At 71.3% G+C, this 19605-nt stretch carries 17 protein-coding genes; 7 read left to right on the top strand and 10 right to left on the bottom strand.

The genetic code is table 11. The features are described 5' to 3' along the window. Nucleotides 1-100: 100 nt before the first annotated feature. Nucleotides 101-1198, bottom strand: a complete 1098-nt coding sequence (locus ABEA87_RS25955; protein WP_345633863.1) for a hypothetical protein — start codon at nucleotides 1196-1198, stop codon at nucleotides 101-103. A 351-nt stretch (nucleotides 1199-1549) separates the two neighbouring features. Here ABEA87_RS25955 and ABEA87_RS25950 point away from each other — a divergent pair, with 351 nt between their 5' ends. From ABEA87_RS25950 to ABEA87_RS25940, 3 genes are all read left to right on the top strand, one after another. Further along, complete coding sequence (locus ABEA87_RS25950) at nucleotides 1550-2470, top strand: hypothetical protein (protein ID WP_345633861.1); 921 nt, start codon at nucleotides 1550-1552, stop codon at nucleotides 2468-2470. A gap of 281 nt (nucleotides 2471-2751) precedes the next feature. After that, nucleotides 2752-2904 carry a hypothetical protein gene (locus tag ABEA87_RS25945; RefSeq protein WP_345633859.1) on the top strand — a complete coding sequence of 51 codons (153 nt, stop codon included), beginning with the start codon at nucleotides 2752-2754 and terminating at the stop codon, nucleotides 2902-2904. 154 nt (nucleotides 2905-3058) lie between these two features. After that, nucleotides 3059-4399, top strand: a complete 1341-nt coding sequence (locus ABEA87_RS25940; RefSeq protein WP_345633857.1) for a hypothetical protein — start codon at nucleotides 3059-3061, stop codon at nucleotides 4397-4399. A gap of 361 nt (nucleotides 4400-4760) precedes the next feature. Here ABEA87_RS25940 and ABEA87_RS25935 read toward each other — a convergent pair whose 3' ends face one another. The 6 genes from ABEA87_RS25935 to ABEA87_RS25910 all read right to left on the bottom strand — a co-directional run bounded on the left by ABEA87_RS25935 (nucleotide 4761) and on the right by ABEA87_RS25910 (nucleotide 10579). Beyond that, nucleotides 4761-5504: an anti-sigma factor gene (locus ABEA87_RS25935; RefSeq protein ID WP_345633856.1), complete on the bottom strand. Its 744-nt coding sequence runs from the start codon at nucleotides 5502-5504 to the stop codon at nucleotides 4761-4763. Continuing rightward, entirely contained in the window at nucleotides 5501-6052 is a 552-nt protein-coding gene (locus ABEA87_RS25930; protein WP_345633854.1) for a sigma-70 family RNA polymerase sigma factor, read from the bottom strand. Before ABEA87_RS25930 ends, ABEA87_RS25935 begins: the two co-directional genes overlap by 4 nt. A 126-nt stretch (nucleotides 6053-6178) precedes the next feature. Further along, nucleotides 6179-6748 (bottom strand): hypothetical protein, encoded by a 570-nt coding sequence (locus ABEA87_RS25925; RefSeq protein ID WP_345633852.1) that lies wholly within the window; start codon nucleotides 6746-6748, stop codon nucleotides 6179-6181. A 45-nt stretch (nucleotides 6749-6793) separates the two neighbouring features. After that, complete coding sequence (locus tag ABEA87_RS25920) at nucleotides 6794-8116, bottom strand: hypothetical protein (protein WP_345633850.1); 1323 nt, start codon at nucleotides 8114-8116, stop codon at nucleotides 6794-6796. A gap of 51 nt (nucleotides 8117-8167) precedes the next feature. Beyond that, on the bottom strand, nucleotides 8168-8728 hold the full coding sequence (locus ABEA87_RS25915; protein WP_345633848.1) for a type VII secretion system-associated protein: 561 nt from the start codon (nucleotides 8726-8728) through the stop codon (nucleotides 8168-8170). A gap of 21 nt (nucleotides 8729-8749) precedes the next feature. Beyond that, entirely contained in the window at nucleotides 8750-10579 is a 1830-nt protein-coding gene (locus ABEA87_RS25910) for a putative T7SS-secreted protein (protein WP_345633846.1), read from the bottom strand. Between the two features lie 199 nt (nucleotides 10580-10778). On the opposite strand from ABEA87_RS25910, the gene ABEA87_RS25905 reads away from it, so the two are divergent. Both ABEA87_RS25905 and ABEA87_RS25900 read left to right on the top strand, forming a co-directional pair. After that, nucleotides 10779-11072 carry a hypothetical protein gene (locus tag ABEA87_RS25905; protein ID WP_345633845.1) on the top strand — a complete coding sequence of 98 codons (294 nt, stop codon included), beginning with the start codon at nucleotides 10779-10781 and terminating at the stop codon, nucleotides 11070-11072. Between the two features lie 16 nt (nucleotides 11073-11088). After that, a complete protein-coding gene (locus ABEA87_RS25900) occupies nucleotides 11089-11730 on the top strand; it encodes a hypothetical protein (protein ID WP_345633844.1) in 642 nt (213 codons plus the stop codon). A gap of 61 nt (nucleotides 11731-11791) precedes the next feature. Here ABEA87_RS25900 and ABEA87_RS25895 read toward each other — a convergent pair whose 3' ends face one another. After that, nucleotides 11792-16177 carry an FtsK/SpoIIIE domain-containing protein gene (locus ABEA87_RS25895; protein WP_345633842.1) on the bottom strand — a complete coding sequence of 1462 codons (4386 nt, stop codon included), beginning with the start codon at nucleotides 16175-16177 and terminating at the stop codon, nucleotides 11792-11794. A gap of 87 nt (nucleotides 16178-16264) precedes the next feature. After that, entirely contained in the window at nucleotides 16265-16558 is a 294-nt protein-coding gene (locus tag ABEA87_RS25890; protein WP_345633840.1) for a WXG100 family type VII secretion target, read from the bottom strand. Nucleotides 16559-16830: 272 nt separating this feature from the next. On the opposite strand from ABEA87_RS25890, the gene ABEA87_RS25885 reads away from it, so the two are divergent. Then, nucleotides 16831-17547 carry a COG4315 family predicted lipoprotein gene (locus tag ABEA87_RS25885; protein WP_345633839.1) on the top strand — a complete coding sequence of 239 codons (717 nt, stop codon included), beginning with the start codon at nucleotides 16831-16833 and terminating at the stop codon, nucleotides 17545-17547. 76 nt (nucleotides 17548-17623) lie between these two features. Further along, a complete protein-coding gene (locus ABEA87_RS25880) occupies nucleotides 17624-18316 on the top strand; it encodes a DUF4333 domain-containing protein (protein ID WP_345633837.1) in 693 nt (230 codons plus the stop codon). A gap of 149 nt (nucleotides 18317-18465) precedes the next feature. Here the strand turns inward: ABEA87_RS25880 and ABEA87_RS25875 are convergent, their stop codons facing one another. Continuing rightward, the gene (locus ABEA87_RS25875; RefSeq protein WP_345633834.1) at nucleotides 18466-19491 is read right to left on the bottom strand and encodes a DUF1996 domain-containing protein; all 1026 of its coding nucleotides are present in this window, start codon (nucleotides 19489-19491) and stop codon (nucleotides 18466-18468) included. Nucleotides 19492-19605: the final 114 nt, after the last annotated feature.

Here is a 19605-nt window from a genome sequence, read left to right as displayed (position 1 = left end):
GTCATGAGCGGCGTGCGGGGCAATCACGGAAACGGGTCAGCGGTAGGCCGACGAGTGGCCTACCGCCGGCACCGTCCCGAGTGGACCGGCGGTTTCGGGGTCAGCCGGTCTGCCCGATGTTCTGGATGACGATCTTGCGCTGGGTGGTGCTCTCCGCGTACCCGACGACCCCACCGCCGAAGACGCTCTGGGAACGCGGGTCGGCCGCCAGACCGTAGATCGCCATGCCATACGGGTCGTCGACCGGCGGGGCGGCCACCATGCTCCACGCGCCGTTGTAGAGGCGCGCGAAGCCACTACCGCTGGCGGCCCACAGGGCTCCGGCGGCGTAGGCGACCCCGCCGATGCCACTGGTGAGGCTGCCCGCCTTTTCGTGGTGCCAGCTCGTCCCGTCCCACCGCAGGTACCCGTCGGCGAGCGAGAATCCGAACTCGTACACGTCGTTGTTCGGGCCCAACGAACCGTAGATGTAGTAGCCCTTGTACGTCGAGGGCACCGAACCCTTCGTCCAGGTCGTACCGTTCCACCGGTACGCCGCGTTGCCGTAGGGGTGCGCATCGACCGGGGTCGTCCCCATCGCCCAGAAGTCGGTGCCCGACCGGCCCACCACGTTCTTGACGTCGATCGGCGGCATGCTGACCTGTCGCCAGGTGCTGCCGTCGAAATGCAGGCCCTGGCCGTTCAACGTAAAGGCCCAGATGTCGTTGGCGGCGAAGGCTTTGACGCTCCACACCGGGTCGGTGGTGCTCATCGCCGCGCTCTGCCAGAAGCTGCCGTCCCAGTGCCACCGCTTCGGAGCACTCGCGGCGCCGAAGACCCAGAAGTCGGAGCAGGAGGCGCCGCCGAGGGCACCGTACTGGCGGTGGCCCGACGCGGCCGGGAAACCGGGTCCGGGCTCCGGGATGAAGGTCCAGGTCGAGCCGTTCCAGCAGCGGATGGGCTGGCGATAGTCGGGCTGGTATGGGCTGTCCTCCGACGCCATCAGCACGTCACCGGAGGACGTCGGTTCGATGTAGTCGTACTCGGTCACGCCCCACAACCCCGGCGGATTGTCCTCGATCTCGGTAACCGTCCAGGTGCCGGGAACGGCAGCCGGGCTCGCCGCCGTCGACTGCGCGTACGCGGGTCCCCCCACGGCCACCAACCCAGCGAGCACACTGACCGCCGTCGCTACCCGGCCCCAGCGTTGCAATCTCAACAAATCTCCTCCGATCCACTATGACCGTCCTAGTCGGACACGGAGGAACTTACTATCTACAATATCGGTTATTCAAATCACCGACGCTGTGGTAGGGCACGACCTCAGCCGATGGGTCCGGGAACGAAATCCGCACCTCCACCAGGTCCCGCACCGCATCGTCGGCAACCTCACCGCCATCCGTGACGACCAAGCCACCGCCATGCGCGGACAGAGCCGCCTCAACCACGCCCACATCGCGCGGCGCAAACGGCCGGACGCGCGGCTGAACCGGTTGGGATCGCGCTCCGTGTGGACTGCGAACGGCTCCGGACGGACCCGGAACCACCGCCAGACACTGGAGAAATCCCGATGTTGCGCAAGCACGTAGTGCCCCTCGCTGCCCTCCTCGCCGCCGGTGCGGTGGCGTTGCTGTCGGCCTGCCAGGCCGCCCCGATCGTGCCCGCGGCTCAGGTCGCCGCCCCGCCGCCGGCCAGCGCGCAGGCCCCGGCGGGTACCAGCGATCTGTCGCTGCTGTCGGGCACCGCGAAATCCAACAACGCCCCGATGGGTACCGGCGACTGGGCGATGCCGAATGGGGGTGAACCGATCGGCGCGGCAGCCCAACTGGCGCCGAAGTGGGTCCAGCTGACGGCCAGCTCGGCCGGCAACCTCGACCCGGTCGTCGTCAACGGCGCGGGGCTGACCCTCTACCGCTTCGACAAGGACATCCCGAACTCCACCTCGAACTGCAACGACACCTGCGCGACGATGTGGCCTCCGGTCACCATCGACCCGGGTGGGAAAATCTTCATCGCGGGCATCGATCAGGCGGCGGTCGGCACCATCACCCGGGCCGACGGCACCCGCCAGGTCAGCATCGACGGCTGGCCGGTCTACCGCTTCGCCAACGACACCAAGCGCGGTGACACCCTCGGCCAGGGCTTCGGCGGCACCTGGTTCGGCGTGACCCCGACCGGTGGAAAGGCCGGTGCGCCCGCCGACAACGCCGGTCAGCCGACCCCCAGCGCGTCGGCCGCCCAGCCGGCCACCACGGCCGTGCTGTTCGACGACGCCAACTTCAGCGACAACGGGGCCTCGCAGGGGGTGGCCGGCAGCGGCTGCCAGAACGTCAGCCGCCCCGGTGTGGCGTCCTCGGTGGCGGCGCCCGGCTCGCTGAAGCTGTGGTCGCAGCCCAACTGCACGGGCGAGTCGGTGGTCATCAACGGTGACGTGTCCGACCTGGCGACCATCAACTTCGACAACAAGGTCGCCTCGGTCTTCTTCGGCTGAGCCGCGAGGCACCCAGACGGGTGTGCTGGCCAGGTTTCCACCGGGCCGGCACACCCGTCGTTGGTGTAATGCCTGAGGGATTTGTGGCTGGCGGCGCCGGTCGGTCCGAGTGACCGAGTCGTAGCTGACGCTTGCGGCGTCGATGTCGCCGATGTGCCGCCGCGCCCACTCGCTCACCGAGTCCATCACGGGAAGCGGGCCCTCGCCGAGCGGCGTCAGCCGGTACTCGACCCGGGTGCGCGATGGTGCGCGGATTCGTTGTCCTGCCACGATGTTGGGTCGTGAAACGCGGCCCGGCCCGGATCACCAGACACCGCCGCCGCGCCCGCGGCTACGAAGCCCTGCCCACCCACCACGAAGCCACGGCCCACTGGGCGATGGTCCGCATCACCAGCAGCCGCCACCCGGACCTGAAGTCCAGGTACGGCTTCTGATACATGCCGACGTGGATTATTTAAGAGACCTGACTAACGCCACGTGTGTCAGGTCGAGGACAGGGTTCGACCATCTCCAACCCGCACGATGGGTGCGTCCTGCTGACGCTGCGTAGACCGGAAACGGCTACGTCACCCCTGAAAGGTACTCTCCGTGATCACCCGTTGGAGGATCGGCCTCATCGGACTGCTGGCTGCCGTCACCGCGCTGCTGGGTGTCGCCGTCCCGGCTCACGCCGCCGGTACGCCGCTGATCGACATCTGTGACACCCCGTCGTACATCCCGGTCTGTGTCGAGTTGACCGGGGACACCCCGGACCTCGCCGCGATTCCGGGCTACACGCCGGGCATCTTCGACAACCACGTCTACCAGGTCCGGGTCATGGCCAACGACGTCCACACCACGGTCTACGCCCTCGTCTACGACCAGCCGAACTACGGTGGCCGGTGCGAGGAGTTCGCGCACAACGTGTGGAACCTGGCCGGTACGTACATCGGCCCGAACACCGCTTCGTCGATCCGGTTCACCACCACGCCCGGCGGCTGCGGCGCTCAGGGCGAGCCCGCCGATCCCACGCCCCGGCTGACTCTCGAGGGCGTGTACAACGACACCCGGCTGCCGGTCATCACGCACAACAATGGAGACCTGCGGCAGATCGGATTCAATGACGCCGCCGTCTACGCGATCGGCGCGAACCTGGCCGGACGTACCGTCGCCTTCTATGCCGACATCAACTACCAGGGTGCCTGCTTCCAGTACACCTTCGGCAGCAGCCTGGACGGCGTCCCGCTGCCGAGCACGATCCAGGTGTCGTCGATCGCGTTCGACCTGTCCTGCACCACCGATCCGGCCACCATGTTCGGCCACCGCAACCTCATCAGCGTGTACGGCGCTCAGAACGAGGTGCTCGACGTACCCGCGTACAGCACGAGCTGGGGCACCAACCTCCAGCTCTACGGGGCGCACAACCCGTCGACCGACAACCAGAGCCTCTACATCAAACCGGTCGGCCAGACCGTGCCGGAGGTGTCCGCGAATGGCGTGCCCTACAGCGTGCAACTGGTGAAGATCATGCACGCGGAGAACCGGGACTGGTCGAACGTGACCTGCCTGGAGGTCCCGGGCGACCGGATCGGGCAGCCGAACCTGCCGGTGGAGCAATACGGCTGCGACCCCAACGCGGTCAACCAGCCCAACCAGTTGTGGGCGTTCGTCAGCCTGGATTACACCGTGGTGGACCAGTGGACCTCGGCGTGGTGGGACAACTACCACATCTACAACCTCGCGCTGGGCACCAGCCCGGACTCGCCGGTGCTCATGGAAACGTCGACGCTGAGCGCGCGCGATGGCGACGCCCTGCAGATGGAACCGGCCAGCGCGGCGATCGAGCCGGCCAATGAGAACGAGTTCACGCTGCTCGACCCGTATATGCCCGCCACCCCGCCGCCGGCGCAGAAGCCGGACTGCATCCTCTACCAGTGCCTGCTCGGCTGACCCGACCGGCTGAGTTCGCCCAACCCGCTGATCCCGGCGCGCGGACCGATGGTCCGCGCGCCGGTTTCAGGACGGAGTGCGTCGGGCACACGGCCATCGACCTCAGGTACGCCGAGCGCACCGGACGGAGCCTCGCCGACAGCTTCAGCGCGTGCTCCCGGACACGCGCGTGGTCAAGGCGCTGAACACGGTGGGTCTGGCGCCGCTGATGGTCACGCCGGCCAGCCCGACCGTGGCGCCGTCGACTTTCCTGCCCGGCGACGACGCGGGCGCCAAGAAGGCGGTGGCCGGACTGAGCCACGCGAGAAAAAGGGGGCGCGGTGCGCACGCCGGTCGGCGTAGGCACCGCGCCCCCGAGGTACTACAGGTTGGCGCTGGCGAACTGCTTGCCGTCGGTGTTGGACACCCGGACCCCGGCGACGTCGCTCGGGTCGATCAGCGCGGTGCCGTCCAGGGTGGTGCCGTCGGCCGCACCCTTCGCCGATACCACCCAGCTGCCCGCCAGCACCGCCGTGCCGTCCTTCTTGACGACGAACAGCTGGCACTGCTGCCCGGCGGGGATGCCGGAGACCGCGGCGGTGACCCGCACCCAGCCGGTCTGCGGCGCGACCGCGACGGTGATCCGGGCGCCGGTGGCCGGGTCGGCGACGGTGGCGAACCGGGTTCCGGGCGCGGCGGTGGATGCCGTCGCGCTCGGTGCCGGCGCCTCGGCCTGCGGGCTCGACTGGTGGCCGCCGGTGTGGCCGATCGCCACGCCGGCCGAGATCGCCGCCGCGACGACCGCCGCCGCGGCCACTCCGAGCCCGGCACGGCGCCGGTTGCGGTCGCCCGCGGACTCCGTGCGGATCTGCCGCAGCGTGCGCTGCAGCAGCAGGTCGCCGCCCTCCGGCGGGCCGTCCAGCAGCATGGCCTCCGCCATGGAATCGGGTACGGCCTCCAGCGAGTCGGCCCACTCGCGCAGCGAATCGACCTCGGTGCGGCAGTCCTCGCACGCGGCGAGATGCTCCTCGACGCGCTCGGTCTGCGCCGGGTCGAGCGCCTTGGCCAGGTATCCGCCGATGTCCACGTGGTTACCGGTGGCTGGCAGATTCTCCGGTGTTCTCATGAGGCTGACCGTTCCAATCTGGCCGGACCCCCAGGATAGAGTTCGCGCAACGCCCGTAGCGCATAGAAGGAGCGTGATTTCACCGTGCCGGGCGGGATGCCAAGTGATTCGGCCGCCTCCCCGACTGTACTACCCAGTAGGTACAACTGCTCCAGGACTTCGCGGTGCTCCGTGGAGAGCTGACCGAGCGCGTCGACCACCAGCATGGAGTCGGCCACCCGGTCGGCGTGGTCGCGTTCGATCGCGACCTCCACCGGAGACTCACCGACCTCGGTCGGCCGGGCGTTGCGCGCCCGGACCATGTCGATGACGATATTGCGGATAACGGTCAGTAACCATCCGCGTACCGATCCCCTGCCGTTGACCAGGCTGTCCGGATTGCGCCAGGCGCGTAGCAACGCCTCCTGGACTACGTCCTCGGCGATCGCGCGGTCTCTGGTCAACTGCGTCGCGTATGCCAGCATGGCCCGTCCGTGTTCCTGGAACAGGGATCGCACCAGGGCCTCGTCCGCCACCTCCCGGCGTCGCTGGCCCCTCAACCCTGCCATCTGATACTTACCTCCGTGGCCCCCACCTCACCGGCTCGCACCGGCCCCGTCACACAATGAAGGAGTGGGGTGGCCATCGGCCCGTGATGGGCGGCGTCTGTGTGGATGCTCACTGTGTGCGGCCGCTCAAGCACCGCTGCGGTCACCGGGTGGGGCCGCCTTGCCACCGTCCGGTGCGACCGCGAACCAGACCCCCTGCGAGCCCTGGCCGCGGGTCTGCCCGGGCACCTGGTCCTGGGCGAACCGGTACACCGGCTGACCCCCGACGGTGACCTGTTGGGTGCCGTCCTGGCGGGTCACCGTGCCGAGCCTGGCGGGGTCGAGGTTCTGGAAGCGCAGCGTGTCGTTGGCCAGCACCGGTGGCCACTGGGTGGAGCACGCACCGGAGCAGTTGGATGCCGGCGGCGACGCGCTGTCGCGGTCGAACCGGTACAGGGTGAAGCCCTGACCGTCGACCACCACCTGCCCCAGCGACGGGTTCTGGCCGAGCTGCACCGTCTGCGGCCAGTAGCCGCCCTCCGGGCTGCGCCGGCCGAGGTCGGGACCGGTGTTCGCGGACGCCACCGGGCCCGGTCGGGCCACCGCGGCCGAGCGGGCCACCGTGACGGGGCGGGCCGCCGTGGTGCAGGCGGTCGCGACGCTCACCGCGACCAGGGCCAGCGGGACGAGCAGCGCGTGCGAGATACGTACCTTCATGACCGAACCATCCATGAGAACGAAGAAACATCCTGAGTCACCGGATCAGGACGCCGGCCGGTTGCGCGCCGAGGAGGGCGCGTCGAGGTGCAGGCCGAGCACGCCGACGTCCAGGAAGCCACCGTCGGCGCATTCGAACCGCCAGGCCGCGTTGGGAGCGTCCCCGACCACCAGCACGGCGGCGGTGTTGTCGGAGCGCGCGGCGAGGACACCCAGCCGCTCCAGGGCCACCGACCCGACCGGAGCGGTCACCACCACCAGTTCCCGCGCCAGCGACTGCGCCGGATTCAGACCGTCGGGCGCGGCGGTACCGGGGGCGAACACGTCGGTCAGCTCCCGCACGTCCGCGGCCACCCGCAGGCGGCCGGCCGGCAGCCGGGTGCCGGGCACCGGACCGACGACGGTGATCGCCACCGACGCGGCGGCCGGATCGGCGCCGATCTCGTCGAGGAAGCCACCGACGACGGACATCGCCACGGCCTGGTCGCCGGTCAGCGCCACCACCCCGGGTGCGCGTCCCAGGTTCACCACGGTCAGCTCCCCGCCGATCGTGCCGACCGTGGCCAGCAGCGGCAGCCCGCTGCCGCCGGGGTACCCGCCCGGGTCGAGCTGCCAGTTGGGCGCCTCCCAGACCCCGCCCCGCTCGCGCACCTGCCACGGCGCCGGCGCCTCGGGCACCGCCGGCGCGAGCCGCAGCGACACCCGGTCCGGGCCGATCACCGCCGCGTACACCTGTGCCTGGGTCGCCTGCGCGGCGAGCTGCCGCAGCGCGCCGTCGAGCGCCGCCCGGGAGCCGCTGGCCGCCGGGGCCACCGAGGCCAGGCGTTCGCGGCGCCGCAGCCGCACCACCGCCACCGTCGCCGAGGCCACCGTCGCCAGTACCGCCGCGCCGGCCCCGGCCGCCACGGCCGGCTGCAGCCCGAGCACGCGCGGCCGCGCCGGCGGGGCGCCCGACGGCGAGCCCACGGCCGCCCCCGGGGACTGCCGGCCCGGCGCGCCGGTCGGCGGCTGGCCGACCCGGATCTCACCGGAGGTGGCCCCGGCGGGCAGCACCAGGACCCAGCCCGCGTGCAGCTGCGACGGGTCGGTCAGGGTCGATCCGTCCGGCTGCGTGCGGCCCTCGTTGAGATTGAAGATCGCCGGCCATTGGCCGCCGTCGCCGAGCAGACGCTGCGCCACGTCGGGCAGGGTCAGGTCGCTGGTGGTACCCGGCTGCCCCGGCACCACCCAGTAGGGCGCGGACGGGGCGGCCGCGGCGCGCCCGGCCCCCAGCGACAGCACCAGCAGCATCGCGGCGAACAGGGCGGCCAACGCGGCCAGGGCGACGATGGTACGGCCGCGCGCGGGGCTGGCGGTCCGGGTGGTCATGACGGCACCTCGTGGGGTTCGTGGTTCGGGTTTGACGGGTTGGCAGGCTCGTCAGGCGGGTCGCGCCGACGCCGCCAGGGCATCGCGCAGCGCGCCGGCGAACAGCCGCATCGCTCGCGGACCGCCCGGGTTGAGCAGCACGTCGACGCCGTCGGGCAGCAGCCCGACCAGTTCCGCGCCGCCGACCTGCCGCCACCCCGGCGCCGCCACCCGGGTCTGGTCGGTGGCCCCGGTGGCGACCAGGACGCAGGGCTGCCCGTCGGGCGCCGGCTCGACGATCACCTCGCCCGCCTCGTCCAGCGCCAGGTCAGTCAGGCTGTCGCGCATCGCCAGCAGCACCAGGCTCGCGTCGGCCACCCCGGCCGCGACGAGCTTCGCGGCGGCGTCCACCGGGCCGCTGGGCGCGTCATCGCCGGTCGGCAGGTACAGCGGGTTGGGTTCGAACGGCCCCACCGCCCCGCCGTCGTCGACCAGCCAGCCCCCGACAATCGACTCGGCCGCAGGCATCGCCCCCGCCCCGCCGTCGGCCCCGTTCTCGGCATCGGCGTCCCTTTCAGCGGGCGGCTCCCAATCGGTATCCAGCAGCAGCATCCAGTTGCGTTCCTCGCTCATGGCCCGCAAAGCCCCTTCGCTCTAGTTGTTGTCCGGGGTCAGCCGGCGGAACCGGCCGCCGTTGTTGACCGCGACGGTGGTGATGGACTGACCGGGGTCGGTGATCAGACCGTCCAGGTCCTTGCCGGTGGTGATCTGGACGACGTCGGTGCCCGCGTAGATCGGTCGGGTGTTGCCGAGGTTCTTCATGACCGAGGCGAACTTCGCACCGGCGTCGCCGGCCGTGTTGCCGAAGTTGCAGGACAGCAAGCCGATGGAGCCCTTGGGGTTGGCGTCCGTGGCGGTCTTGAAGATGGCGTTGTTGTTGACCACCTTCGCGAACTCGCCGCCCGGTACGTGGACCACCTTGCCGCTGTTCAACGACACGGTGGCGCTGTCCGGGCTGCCGTGCGCGATGACGAAGTTCGGGTCGGCCTTCTGCTTCAACCACGGCGCGGGAAGGAACTCGTTGTTCTTGAAGTCCGCCTTCTCCCCCGGCAGGCTCCGGATGATTTTCAGCCCGCTGAAGTCCATGCTCCCGCCCAGGTTCTTGCCGGTGGCGAGGTTGGCGTGGGTCTGGCCGAATCCGCTGAAGTTCTCCACATCGGTCGACTTGGAGGGGAAGAGCACCCCGACGGTCTTGCCGTTGTTGTCCAGCAGCGGTTCGGACTTCACGTTCTTGCTGCTGAAGCTGGTGATGTTGCCTTTCTCGGTCTGGCCGATGATGGTGCTGCTGTCGAACTTGCGCCGCAGGTACCCGAACTGCAGGGCCGCGTCGTCGCGCAGGTCGTTGAGCTTCGCGCCGGCCGCGCTGAGCTTGCCCTTGAGGAACTTGCCGGGACCGAGGCTCGCCGCGTTGGCGTCGATGCCCCGGCCGGCGCCGTCCACACTCTTCGCGCCGGCCCCGATGTCCTTGACACCGCCCAGTTCCTTGGTACCGGCCTTGATGCCGCTCTTGACCGTGCCGGACAGCGCCTTGCCGCCCTCCATCGCGAATTTCGCGATCCGTCCGACCAGCCGGCCGCCGGGCACCAGGCCGAGCGCGAGGCCGCCGGCGGCCATCGCGATTTTCCCGCCGTCGCCGGTCAGCAGCGCCGCGCCGAGGTCGATCGCACCGGACAGCAGACCGAGCGCCTCGCCCAGGGGCGGGAAGATGAAGCTGGCGATGGTGGACAGCACGTCGAGCACGGTCGTGATCCACTGCACGACGGTGCTCGCCAGAAAGTCCACGAAGTCCTTCAGCGCTTCGATGATCTTTTCCAGCAGCGACCGCTGCGGGGCGTCCTTGGCGAGCTGGTTCAGGGTCTGCGCGGCGCTGCGGGCCGCCTGGTCACGCAGCGCGGTGGCCTGGCCGAGCAGCGCCTTGGCCTGATCCAGCGACTGCTGCGCCTGCTGCTGGCGGTTCTGCGCCGCGGTGACGTCGTCCTGGGCCGAGTCCTTCGCCGTCTGGTCGGCGTTCTGGTCGCCACCCAACGCGGTCAGCGCGGCCTGCGCGGCGGCCACCGCGGCCCCGGCCGCACCCTGGTCCCCCGACGCCTGCCGGGCCTGATCCAGCGCCCGCAACGACATCGACTGCGCCTCCTGCAGCGACGGCAGGTACCGCTGGTACGCGTCGGCGGCCTGGCTGTACGACTGGGCCATGGTGTCCAGCCGCCCCGGCAGCTTGCCGATCAGATCCCGGAAGGCGTCCATCGCCTTGCCCACGCCGAGGTCGATCTGGCTGCCGGAGGCCAGCAGATCGTGCGCCTCCTGAGTTGTGCGGGCCAGATCCTGATAGGCGCTGGTGATCTCATCGAAGGAATCAGGATCACCGGGCACCGGATCGGAGTCGAGATCCAGCACCGACCACTCGGCGGCCCCTGGACGCGTCATGACGAACTCCCCATCGCAGCGTCTGTCTTTCTCCCGGTCCCGGCTCGTCCGCCGGGATCGCCTCGAACACGTAGCGCGCGGCGAAGCGGTTCAGCCGCAAGCGAAGGCGGTGCCGGGACGCCAGAAACTGAACCGTGGCGTGCGGCGCTACGTGTACGGCGCAGGAATTCCATAAGCGAGCGAAGCGAGGGGCCGCGGCATGACCGTGATCGACGTTCCGGGTGAGGAGTTGCAGCAGGTACACGATCTGCTGCAGCGAACCTCGGACCTGATGGACAGTTCGCCCATCAAGTCGATGGGTTCGGTGGTCGACACCCTCGGCCAGAAGGACCTGGAGTCGGCCGCCCACAATTTCGAGAGCAAGTGGAGCGACGGCCGGTATGTGGTGAGCAAGGATCTGACCGGGGTACGCGACGCCGCGAAGTCGGTCGTGGACGCGTTCGCCCAGACCGACGAGCAGACGGTCGCCGCGCTCGACGGCGACGGATCGTGACCGAAGGAGTAGTTCCGTGACCGACGTGACCACCGCGACCGCGCCGAGCCCGACCGGCTTCCGGCTGCGTACGCCCAGCGACTGGGTGGACTTCTCCATCGCCGATGAGGCCAGCGAGAACCGGGTCGCCGGCGAGGTCTGGACCCGTGGCCGGGATGCCGGCCTCAGCGAGATCCAGGCGGGTGCGTTCACCGAATCGGTACGCCGGTCGGTGCGCCAGGCCCGCCGGTCCGGCGCGGTACACGCCGCCGGGACGTTCCAGCTCTACGAGGACGGCCCGCTGACCGCCACCGTGTTGGTGTCGATGGTGACCCCGCCGGCCACCGGCGACCTGCTCGGCGCGTTGATGGCGGTGGCGCGGCCGGAGACCGCGGCCGGCACCTGGCGGCGGGTGACCACGGCGCGGATCAACGGCATCGGCACGGTGGGCCGGGTCTACGGAATCCAGACAGTGGTGCAGGACGAGGCGACCATGCGCTGCGCGGTGATGCACACGGTGGTACCGCTGCCGGGCTCCGCGAACGTGCTCGTGGTGACCGGCTCCAGCCCGAACATCGCCGAGGCGGACGAGTTGTTCGAGCTGTTTGACACCATCACCGGCACCCTCGAGTTGACCGCCGACGAGCTGGTGCTGGCGCCGTCCACGCTGGCACCCTGACCAACCGAACATTCGAAGAAGGGGGCACCGTGACCGGTGTCCCCTTCTTCGGGTGTGTGTTTCAGGCGGCGACCGGAGCCTTCGCCGGCGCCACCCGGACCGCCTCCGCGTCCGTGCGGGGCACCTGCACCATCCGCACCTGGCCGTCGCCGAAGTGGGCGAGTACCCGGCCCGGACGTCCGGCGCCGAGCTGGCCACGGGTCAGCTTGGCGCCCAGGATCTCCCCGTCGCCCAGGCCCTGCGGGGCCAGCAGCGCACCCTGCCGGTTGCGGCGGGCGTCCACGTGCCAGCCGCCGAATCCACCGGACAGCCCATCGATGGTGCCGGCCAGGATCAGCGCCCGCCCGTGCTCCGCGCCGGCGGTGGCGATCTGACCCAGGTCGCTGCCCGCGTCGCATTTGAGCAGCAGGTCGGCGTCGTCCAGCACGACCACCGCGGGGCCGGTCACCTGGCCGAGCGCGGCGGACAGCCGCTCGGTGGTCAGCTGGTCGTCGCTGGTGACGACGTCCAGCACCCCGGGCACTCCGGCCAGTTCCCGCAGCGGTGAACGGCGTGGGGCCGCGATGAACACCGGCGTACCGTTGCCGATCAGCCAGGCGACCATCGTCATCAGCACGGTGCTGCGCCCGGTGCGGGGCGCACCGGCGACGATGAAGCTGGGAATGGTGGCCAGGTCGGGCCCGACTCCGCGCAGTTCGTCGCCGCCGACGCCGAGCATCGTCCACAGTGGACCGGCGGGCGTCGCCACCGCCCTGGCCTCGGCCGGGGTCAGCTCGTCGGGGAGCACGTCGATGCGCAATGGGCGAGCCGCGGCGGCGATCCGCTGGTCCCGCCGCCGGGTGGTCTCGGCGATCTCGGCGAGCACCCGCGCCTGACCCTGGCCGGAGGCGTCGGCGTCCAGCAGCGCGATCTGCGCCTCGGCGCTGTCGACGGCACGGAACGCCCGGCCCGACTCGATCTCCTCGGGCAGTTGGCGATAATTGATGCCGACCATGCTGTAGTCGCCGCGCTCGCTCAGCCGCAGCACCAGTTTGTCCTCTGTGGAGGATGACACCCGGGTGGAGAACATGGCGCGGTCGCCGGCCAGGACCAGATGGATACCCGCGCCGGCCCCCTCCCGCAGCAGGGTCAGCAGCGCGGTCATCAGGCTGCCGTTGTCGTAGTCGGCGAAGGTCTTGTCGAAGACCTCGTAGCGGTCCAGCAGCACCAGAATGTGCGGCGGGCGCTGCTCGGCCGGCGCGCCCGAGCGGTACTCCACCAGGCTCGCCGAGCCGGTCGAGGCGAGCAGCTGCTGCCGACGCCCCAACTCGGCGGTCAGCCGGGACAGCAGCCGGCCCAGGCGCTCGGCCTCGGTGCGCTGCACCACCGCGCCGCAGTGCGGCAGGTCGCCCAGCGCCAGCAGGGCGCCGTTGCCGCAGTCGATGCCGTACAGGTGCACGTCGGCGCACGAGTGGGCCCGCGCCAGCAGCCCGGCCAGCGTACGCAGCGTCTGCGACCGGCCGCTGCGCGAGGAGCCGATGATGTGCAGGTGCCCCAGGGTGGCCAGGTCGAGTTCCAGCGGCACCTGTTGCTGCTGGGCCGGCAGGTCGACCAGCCCGTACGGCACCGCGGGCAGGTGGTAGTCGCCGGTACGCGGGGCGGGCAGGGCGTCGGCGGTCAGCGCCGTGGGCAGCGCGGGCAGCCACGGACTGTGCTGGGGCGCGATGCTCAACTGTCGCGTGGCACCGCGGATCGCCCGCACCAGTACCGCGAGGTCGGTCAGCGGCTCCTGCTCCGGCCCCGCCTGCCCCGCCGGCCGGGTCGGCACCGGGCGCCCCATGTCCACCCAGGACAGCGGCGCCATCCAGGGCGCCTGCCGCACCGCGGTCTGCGCCCCGGGGCGGAACCCACCCACCCGACCGGCTTGGAAGGGCACCAGCGACGACTGCGCGAGGCGCACGTACGCCCGACCGGGCGTCGACTTCGAGATCGATGCCGCGTCCGGCGCGTTGAGCACGTCCTGGCTCTCGCTGCTGTCGGTGACCCGAAGCGCGATGCGCAGGTTGGTGTTGGCCCGGATCTCCGGAGACACCACGCCACCGGGGCGCTGGGTCGCCAGTACCAGGTGGATACCCAGCGACCGGCCCCGCTGGGCGATGTTGACCAGGCCGGTGACGAAGTCCGGCAGGTCGCGGACCATCGAGGCGAACTCGTCGATGACGATCAGCAGCCGCGGCAGCTGGGTACGCGTCGGTTCCCGGCGCAACAGGTCCACGTAGTCGTCGATGTCCTTCGCCCCGGCCTCGGCGAGGAGGTGCTCCCGGCGGCGCAGCTCGGCCGACAGCGAGGTCAGCGCGCGGCTGACCAGGTGGGTGTCCAGGTCGGTGACCATGCCGACGGTGTGCGGGAGCAGCACGCAGTCCTTGAAGGCGCTGCCGCCCTTGTAGTCGACCAGTACGAAGGTCATCGCGTCCGGCCGGTTGGCCACGGCGAGCGAGGCGACCAGCGTCTGCAGCAGTTCCGACTTGCCCGAGCCGGTGGTGCCGGCGACCAGCGCGTGCGGCCCGTCCCGCCGCAGGTCCAGGGCGAACGGTCCGTCCAGGGACACACCGAGCACCGCCTCGGTGGTGCGCCCGCCGACGGCCCAGCGGGCCGCGACCGCGTCCGGCTCCGGCGGCTCCAGCGCCAACACGTCCAGTAGCCGGCTGGCATCGGGCAGCGCTCCGCCGTCGTCGGCGCCGCCGGTGTCACGCAGTGGCGCCAGGGTCCGGGCGACGGTGCGCAGCCACTGCCCGGACACCAGGTCCGGATGCACCCCCGGCACCGGCTCGGTACGGGTTCGGGTGACCAGCAGCGTGCCGTCGGCCTGCTGTGCGATCACCGCCTGGCACTCCTCGGGCAGCAGCTTCTCCTCGGCGTCCAGGCAGATCGCGAACACGCCGACCGGCGGCCCCTCCCGCAGGATCTGTGTCACCCCGGGCAGCGAACGCAGTTTGCGCGCACCGTCGAGGACGACCAGCACATCCCGGAACGCGTCGTGGCCGCCGCCGGCCGCGGCTCTCGCCGAGATCAGCGTCACCAGTTCGGCGACCCGCCGGGCCAGGCTCTGGGTGTCGGCGCCGACGGTCGCCAGGGTGTCCTGGCCGTCGCGCGGGGCCAGGTGGGGCAGCCACCGCGTCCACGACCAGCCGGGCTCGTCACCCACCCCGGCCAGCACGTAGATCTGCAGGTCCTCGGGGCTGTGCAGGGCGGCCGCCTGGGCGAGCAACCACCGCGCGGTGGTGCGGGCGGCCCCGCCGCCGGTGACGCCGATCACGCCATAGGTGCGTACCGCCACCGTCGCCGGCACGTCCAGCGCCCGCCAGCGGACCTCGCGCCGGTTCTCGTCCTGCGCCGGGTCGCTCAGCACGACCTCGGAGGGCAGGTCTGCGGTGCCGACGCGCAACTCCAGGAAATCCGGGTCGCTGCGGCGCCGCTCCCACAGCCGGCGCTGCGGCCCCACCGCGATGAGCAGCACGGTCGCCGGGTCGGGGAAGTTGCGCCGGCGGGCCAACCGCTCGGCGACCAGCGCCTGCCGCGCCTGTTCGGCGACGGCCGCCTTCTTCTGTTCGTACTCCGCCGTCCGCCGGCGGTACGAGGACTTGCCCTGGCGCCTGCTGCTGATCTGGTTGCCGATCACCACCAGCGGCGACAGCAGAGCGAACAACAGAGTGGTGGGATTGTGGGTGATCAGGAAGGAGGCGCCGGAAAGCACCAGCGGAGCCAGGGCGGCGATCACCGCGAGCGGCCGGCGATCCGGCGTGGCCGGCGGCCGGGGCAGGCTGAAGGCCGTCGTGCGGGCGGCCGGCAGCAGCCGGGGTGGCCGGTTGTAGTCCAGGCCGGTGCGGTCCTCGGAGACCTGCAGGGCGGCCTCGGCCCGCTGCGGGACGCACAGCTCCAGCAGCGAGGAGCCGGCGGCCACCTGCGCGCCGGGCGCCCAGACTTGCTCGCCGTCCAGCGCGGCGCGCTCCAGCAGCAGCCCGGGTGCGACCGGCGCCAGGTGAGCGCGGCCGTCCGGAGTGACCCGGATCCGGGCCACCACCGCGGCCAGCGTCGGATCGGACAGCCGCACCGAGCAGGTGCTCGCCGCGCCGATGGTGTGTTCGCCAATGTCCAGCGGATACACACCGCCGGCGTCGCTGCCCCCGACCACGCGGACCTCCACCAACCCCCGGGGCTGGCCGACGTCCGCGCCGACGGGATGGTCGAGGCTGACCATCGCGCCCTGCCGCAGCGGTGACTCCGCGAGGGTCAGCCGCGTGTCCAGCGGCGCACCGGCGACAAACAGCGTGGGCGGCCGGTCGGCGGGTTGCGGCCCGCGGGCGGCCAGGGATTCGGCCAGTTCGCGAACGGTGGTGTCGGGCGCGGCGTCCACCTGGTAGTCGGTGACCACCGAGGACTGATCCACGACGGTAAGCAAGAAGCGCATGGCACTCTCCTGATTGGACGGTCGGCAGACACAAAGGCGGGGCCGCGCGGTGCTGGCGTAACACCCCGCGGCCCCGGCACCCTTGGTTCAGGACAGGCTCGAACCCAACTGCTGGTCGGTGTCGCCGAAGGCGGTGCCGACCTGCTGCAGGTACTGGCTGATGCCGTCCATGCCCTGCAGGGTCTGGTCGACGCTACCCTTGTACTCCTCGAAGTACGGGCCGAACTTCGCCTGTGCCTGCGGGGTGTTGTAGCCGCCCTGAATCAGGGTGTCGATCTTCGACTTCGCCTGGTTCATGCCGTCAAGCAGAGTGTCCATGTTCTGCTTGAGCCAGCTCGCCGACTCGTCGATGTCGTCGCTGTTGACGTGGTAGGTGGGCATGGCGTACTCGCTTTCGGTGAAGTGGTGTGGAGATCCGGCGGGGTACCGCGACCAAACCGTCGCGATGCGCTCCCCGTCGCCGTTGCCACCACCCACACGGTGCCGACCGCCGAACGGTTCAGGGAAATTCCGCCGGGTGCCGACGCGCCCCCTCGATCGGTGACGCCGGACCGGTTCCGCTGAACCGATCCGCCGGCAGTTCCGTGTGGATGCCGGACCGGGTCGCCGATTCGGCTGGCCCCAGGCGTGAAACCCGATGAGGTAGACCCAACATGAAGCTGCGCACCAGGATCGCGTACGCCGCGATCGGCCTCGCCAGCCTGGCGGCCCTCGCCGCCTGCGACCGCACCGTCGCGGCCACCGCCGCCGCCCCGCTCACGGGCGCGCCGCCCGCGGCGTCCGCCGCGCCGTCAGCGGCGTCCGCCGCCCCGACCAACGGACAGGCTCCCGAGGTCATCGTGGAGTCGGGGCAGCCCTCCGCGCCCCCGTCGCCGAACGTGGCGAAGACCCAGGGCCGGGTGAGCGTCTACAGCGGCCCGCCCGACACCGTCCTGCATCCCAGCCCGGACACCGGCAAGGGCAGCAACATCGTGCAACTGGACAGCACCAACAACGACGAGATCGGCGTCTACGTCGCCGACGGTCAGGGAATGACGCTCTACCGCTTCGACAAGGACAGCGCCACGCCGCCGAAGTCCAACTGCGCCGGCGACTGCGCGAAGACGTGGCCGCCCCTGCTCATCGCGTCCCCGGGCCAGATCTACCCGAGCGGCGTCGACCCGCAGCTCGTCGGGTACGTGGAACGCGCGGACGGCACCTGCCAGGTCACCATCGACGGCCAGCCGGTCTACCACTACTCGGGGGACCAGAAGCCCGGCGACATCAAGGGTCAGGGCGTCGGCGGCACGTGGTTCGCCATCACGCCCTCGGGTGCCCGGACCAAGAACTCCATCGAGGTCGTGCCGCTGCCGTCCAGCAGCGGCCACTGACCGACCGACCCACCAGCCAGCGACCGGACGCGAGGGGCCGCACAGGCCCGTTGCCACAGACCTCCCGGAGGCGACAATGACCAACCCGCACGCATCGTCCATGACCAACGGCCAGGGATGGGGCCAGCCCCAGTCCGCGGGCACACCCACCCGACCGGACGGCGCCGCACCCATCGGTGGCCCCGCGCCCCAGCCGGCCCCCGCGCCGCAGCCGGCCCCCGCGCCGCAGCCGGCCCCCGCGCCGCAGTCGGGCTCGCGGCAGCCGTCGGCCCCGGGCCTGCAATGGGATCCCGCCCCGACCCCGACGTGGGAGCCGGCCCTGGCGGGGTGGGCCGACGGCCCTGCTCCACAGTGGACACCCGCCCCGCCGGCCGAGTGGGGCCCGACCGACTGGCACTCGGCCGGCCCGACCGGGTGGGGGCGGGCGGACCGGCCGGCCGACACGCCACGGCGCTGGCGGCCGTCGCTGGCCATCAAGATCGCCGCACCGGCGCTGGCGGTGGTCGCCCTGGCGGCGGGGCTGTTCCTCGCCCGACCCGGCTCCGCGCAGACCAAGGTCTTCGACGCCACCACGTTGCAGGCGGGGGTGAGCACCGTGCTGCACAACAGCTACCAGATCGACGCCACCAATGTGACGTGCCCGCCCGATGCGCCGGTCCGGGTCGGCGCGACCTTCGCGTGCTCGCTGACGGTGGGCGGGCAGGCCCGGACGGTCACTGTCGCCGTGCGGTCCAGCGCCGGCGCGGTCGAGGTCGGCCTGCCGCGGTGACTTTGCCGGGAAAGGTCGCCGGCCGGCGGTCCGGGGGGGATCGCCGGCCCAGCGACCGCAAGGCGCTCCCGGTGGCCGTGGGGGTGCGGCCACCGGGAGCGTCACCACGTTTTCGGAGCCCGCGTGCGGATGGCCGGCCGTCGGCCCCGTCAGCTCCGCGCCTGTCGGGCGTCGCACGCCTCGCCGGTGTTCAGGCACCGCACGATCCGCGTCATCACCTGATCAGGCATCAGGTTGACGAAGAAGGCGTGGTCGGTGAGCGGGCTGAAGTTCTGCCCGTCGAACGCGTCGATCCGGTACCGGACGCGGGAGGGCAGGTTATAGGCGAGCACGATCTGCAGGCGCGGCACCGCGAACGTGTCCACCGGGCATCCGCCACCCGCGGTGGGAAAGACCAACTGCGCGCGGTGGTCGGTGCTGTCCAGCTGGCGGCCGTCCCAGCAACTCGGGAAGTCGAACACCCGCAGCACCTGCGTGCCGGGGGCGCAGATCGGATACTTCGTGGTGCGCTTGCGCGGCGTGTCCGAACAGGTCCAGGTGGCCACGGCATCGGCCCCGCCGTCGGTGATCGCCGTGGCGTCGCCCACCGTGCCGCGCAGCAGGTACGGCATCGCCACCACCGGGGTACGCGGGTTGCCGTAGTAGGTGAGCCGGACCGAGGCGGGCACCTGGATCTCGTCGGCGTGCGGGTCGACCTGATCGCCGTTGGCCCCACCGGTGACCGCGCCGCCACTGGGCAGCGGTGCGGCGACCTCGTGCTGGGTGTGGTCGTCCGGGATCAGCCGCAGCACCGGCCAGTAGTACGTCGACTTGTCGCCGTTCGTGCACGTGGTTCCGCCGGCGGCGAGGCTGTCGATGGTGGAGTTGACATCGGTGGAGGTGTTGCCGACATAGTCGTGCACGTGATGGATCGGCCCCGGCACGCCGGGCACCACCACCACGTTCGCGGTGTTGCGGTGACCCTCCTCGTTGCGGCCGCAGTCCCACGTGTAGGTGCCGGTGGCGGCGCCCGCGACCGGCACCGGGGCAGGCGGCCCGTCCGGTACCGACCCGATGTCGACGAAGTCCGGACCCAGCAGCGCCGCGTCGGCAGCCGCCGGCGACACGACCTGTACCCGCCCGTGGAGTCCCACCACTGCGGCCACCGCGAGCAGTAGCACCTCCAGCACCAGCATCCGGGCGAAAACTCCCCGGCGAGCTGCCGCAGCGTCCCTCACGATCCCCACCCTCGCGGCCGCGTCGTTGCGGCTTGGCGCGTTTCCGTGCCTTCTGACCTGGTTCCTGAGCTG

The organism is Rugosimonospora acidiphila (genome assembly GCF_039543385.1).
GTDB classification, from domain to species: Bacteria; Actinomycetota; Actinomycetes; order Mycobacteriales; family Micromonosporaceae; genus Rugosimonospora; species Rugosimonospora acidiphila.
This window is presented reverse-complemented; position numbering and strand designations above follow the sequence as displayed.

Excerpts from the sequence above, each read along its gene's own strand:
- ABEA87_RS25890 (WP_345633840.1), bottom strand. The coding sequence starts at position 16,558 with ATGCCCACCTACCACGTCAACAGCGACGACATCGACGAGTCGGCGAGC.
- ABEA87_RS25930 (WP_345633854.1), bottom strand. The coding sequence starts at position 6,052 with ATGGCAGGGTTGAGGGGCCAGCGACGCCGGGAGGTGGCGGACGAGGCC.
- ABEA87_RS25925 (WP_345633852.1), bottom strand. The coding sequence starts at position 6,748 with ATGAAGGTACGTATCTCGCACGCGCTGCTCGTCCCGCTGGCCCTGGTC.
- ABEA87_RS25920 (WP_345633850.1), bottom strand. The coding sequence starts at position 8,116 with ATGACCACCCGGACCGCCAGCCCCGCGCGCGGCCGTACCATCGTCGCC.
- ABEA87_RS25895 (WP_345633842.1), bottom strand. The coding sequence starts at position 16,177 with ATGCGCTTCTTGCTTACCGTCGTGGATCAGTCCTCGGTGGTCACCGAC.
- ABEA87_RS25950 (WP_345633861.1), top strand. The coding sequence starts at position 1,550 with ATGTTGCGCAAGCACGTAGTGCCCCTCGCTGCCCTCCTCGCCGCCGGT.
- ABEA87_RS25915 (WP_345633848.1), bottom strand. The coding sequence starts at position 8,728 with ATGAGCGAGGAACGCAACTGGATGCTGCTGCTGGATACCGATTGGGAG.
- ABEA87_RS25935 (WP_345633856.1), bottom strand. The coding sequence starts at position 5,504 with ATGAGAACACCGGAGAATCTGCCAGCCACCGGTAACCACGTGGACATC.
- ABEA87_RS25875 (WP_345633834.1), bottom strand. The coding sequence starts at position 19,491 with ATGCTGGTGCTGGAGGTGCTACTGCTCGCGGTGGCCGCAGTGGTGGGA.
- ABEA87_RS25910 (WP_345633846.1), bottom strand. The coding sequence starts at position 10,579 with ATGACGCGTCCAGGGGCCGCCGAGTGGTCGGTGCTGGATCTCGACTCC.
- ABEA87_RS25880 (WP_345633837.1), top strand. The coding sequence starts at position 17,624 with ATGACCAACCCGCACGCATCGTCCATGACCAACGGCCAGGGATGGGGC.
- ABEA87_RS25905 (WP_345633845.1), top strand. The coding sequence starts at position 10,779 with ATGACCGTGATCGACGTTCCGGGTGAGGAGTTGCAGCAGGTACACGAT.
- ABEA87_RS25885 (WP_345633839.1), top strand. The coding sequence starts at position 16,831 with ATGAAGCTGCGCACCAGGATCGCGTACGCCGCGATCGGCCTCGCCAGC.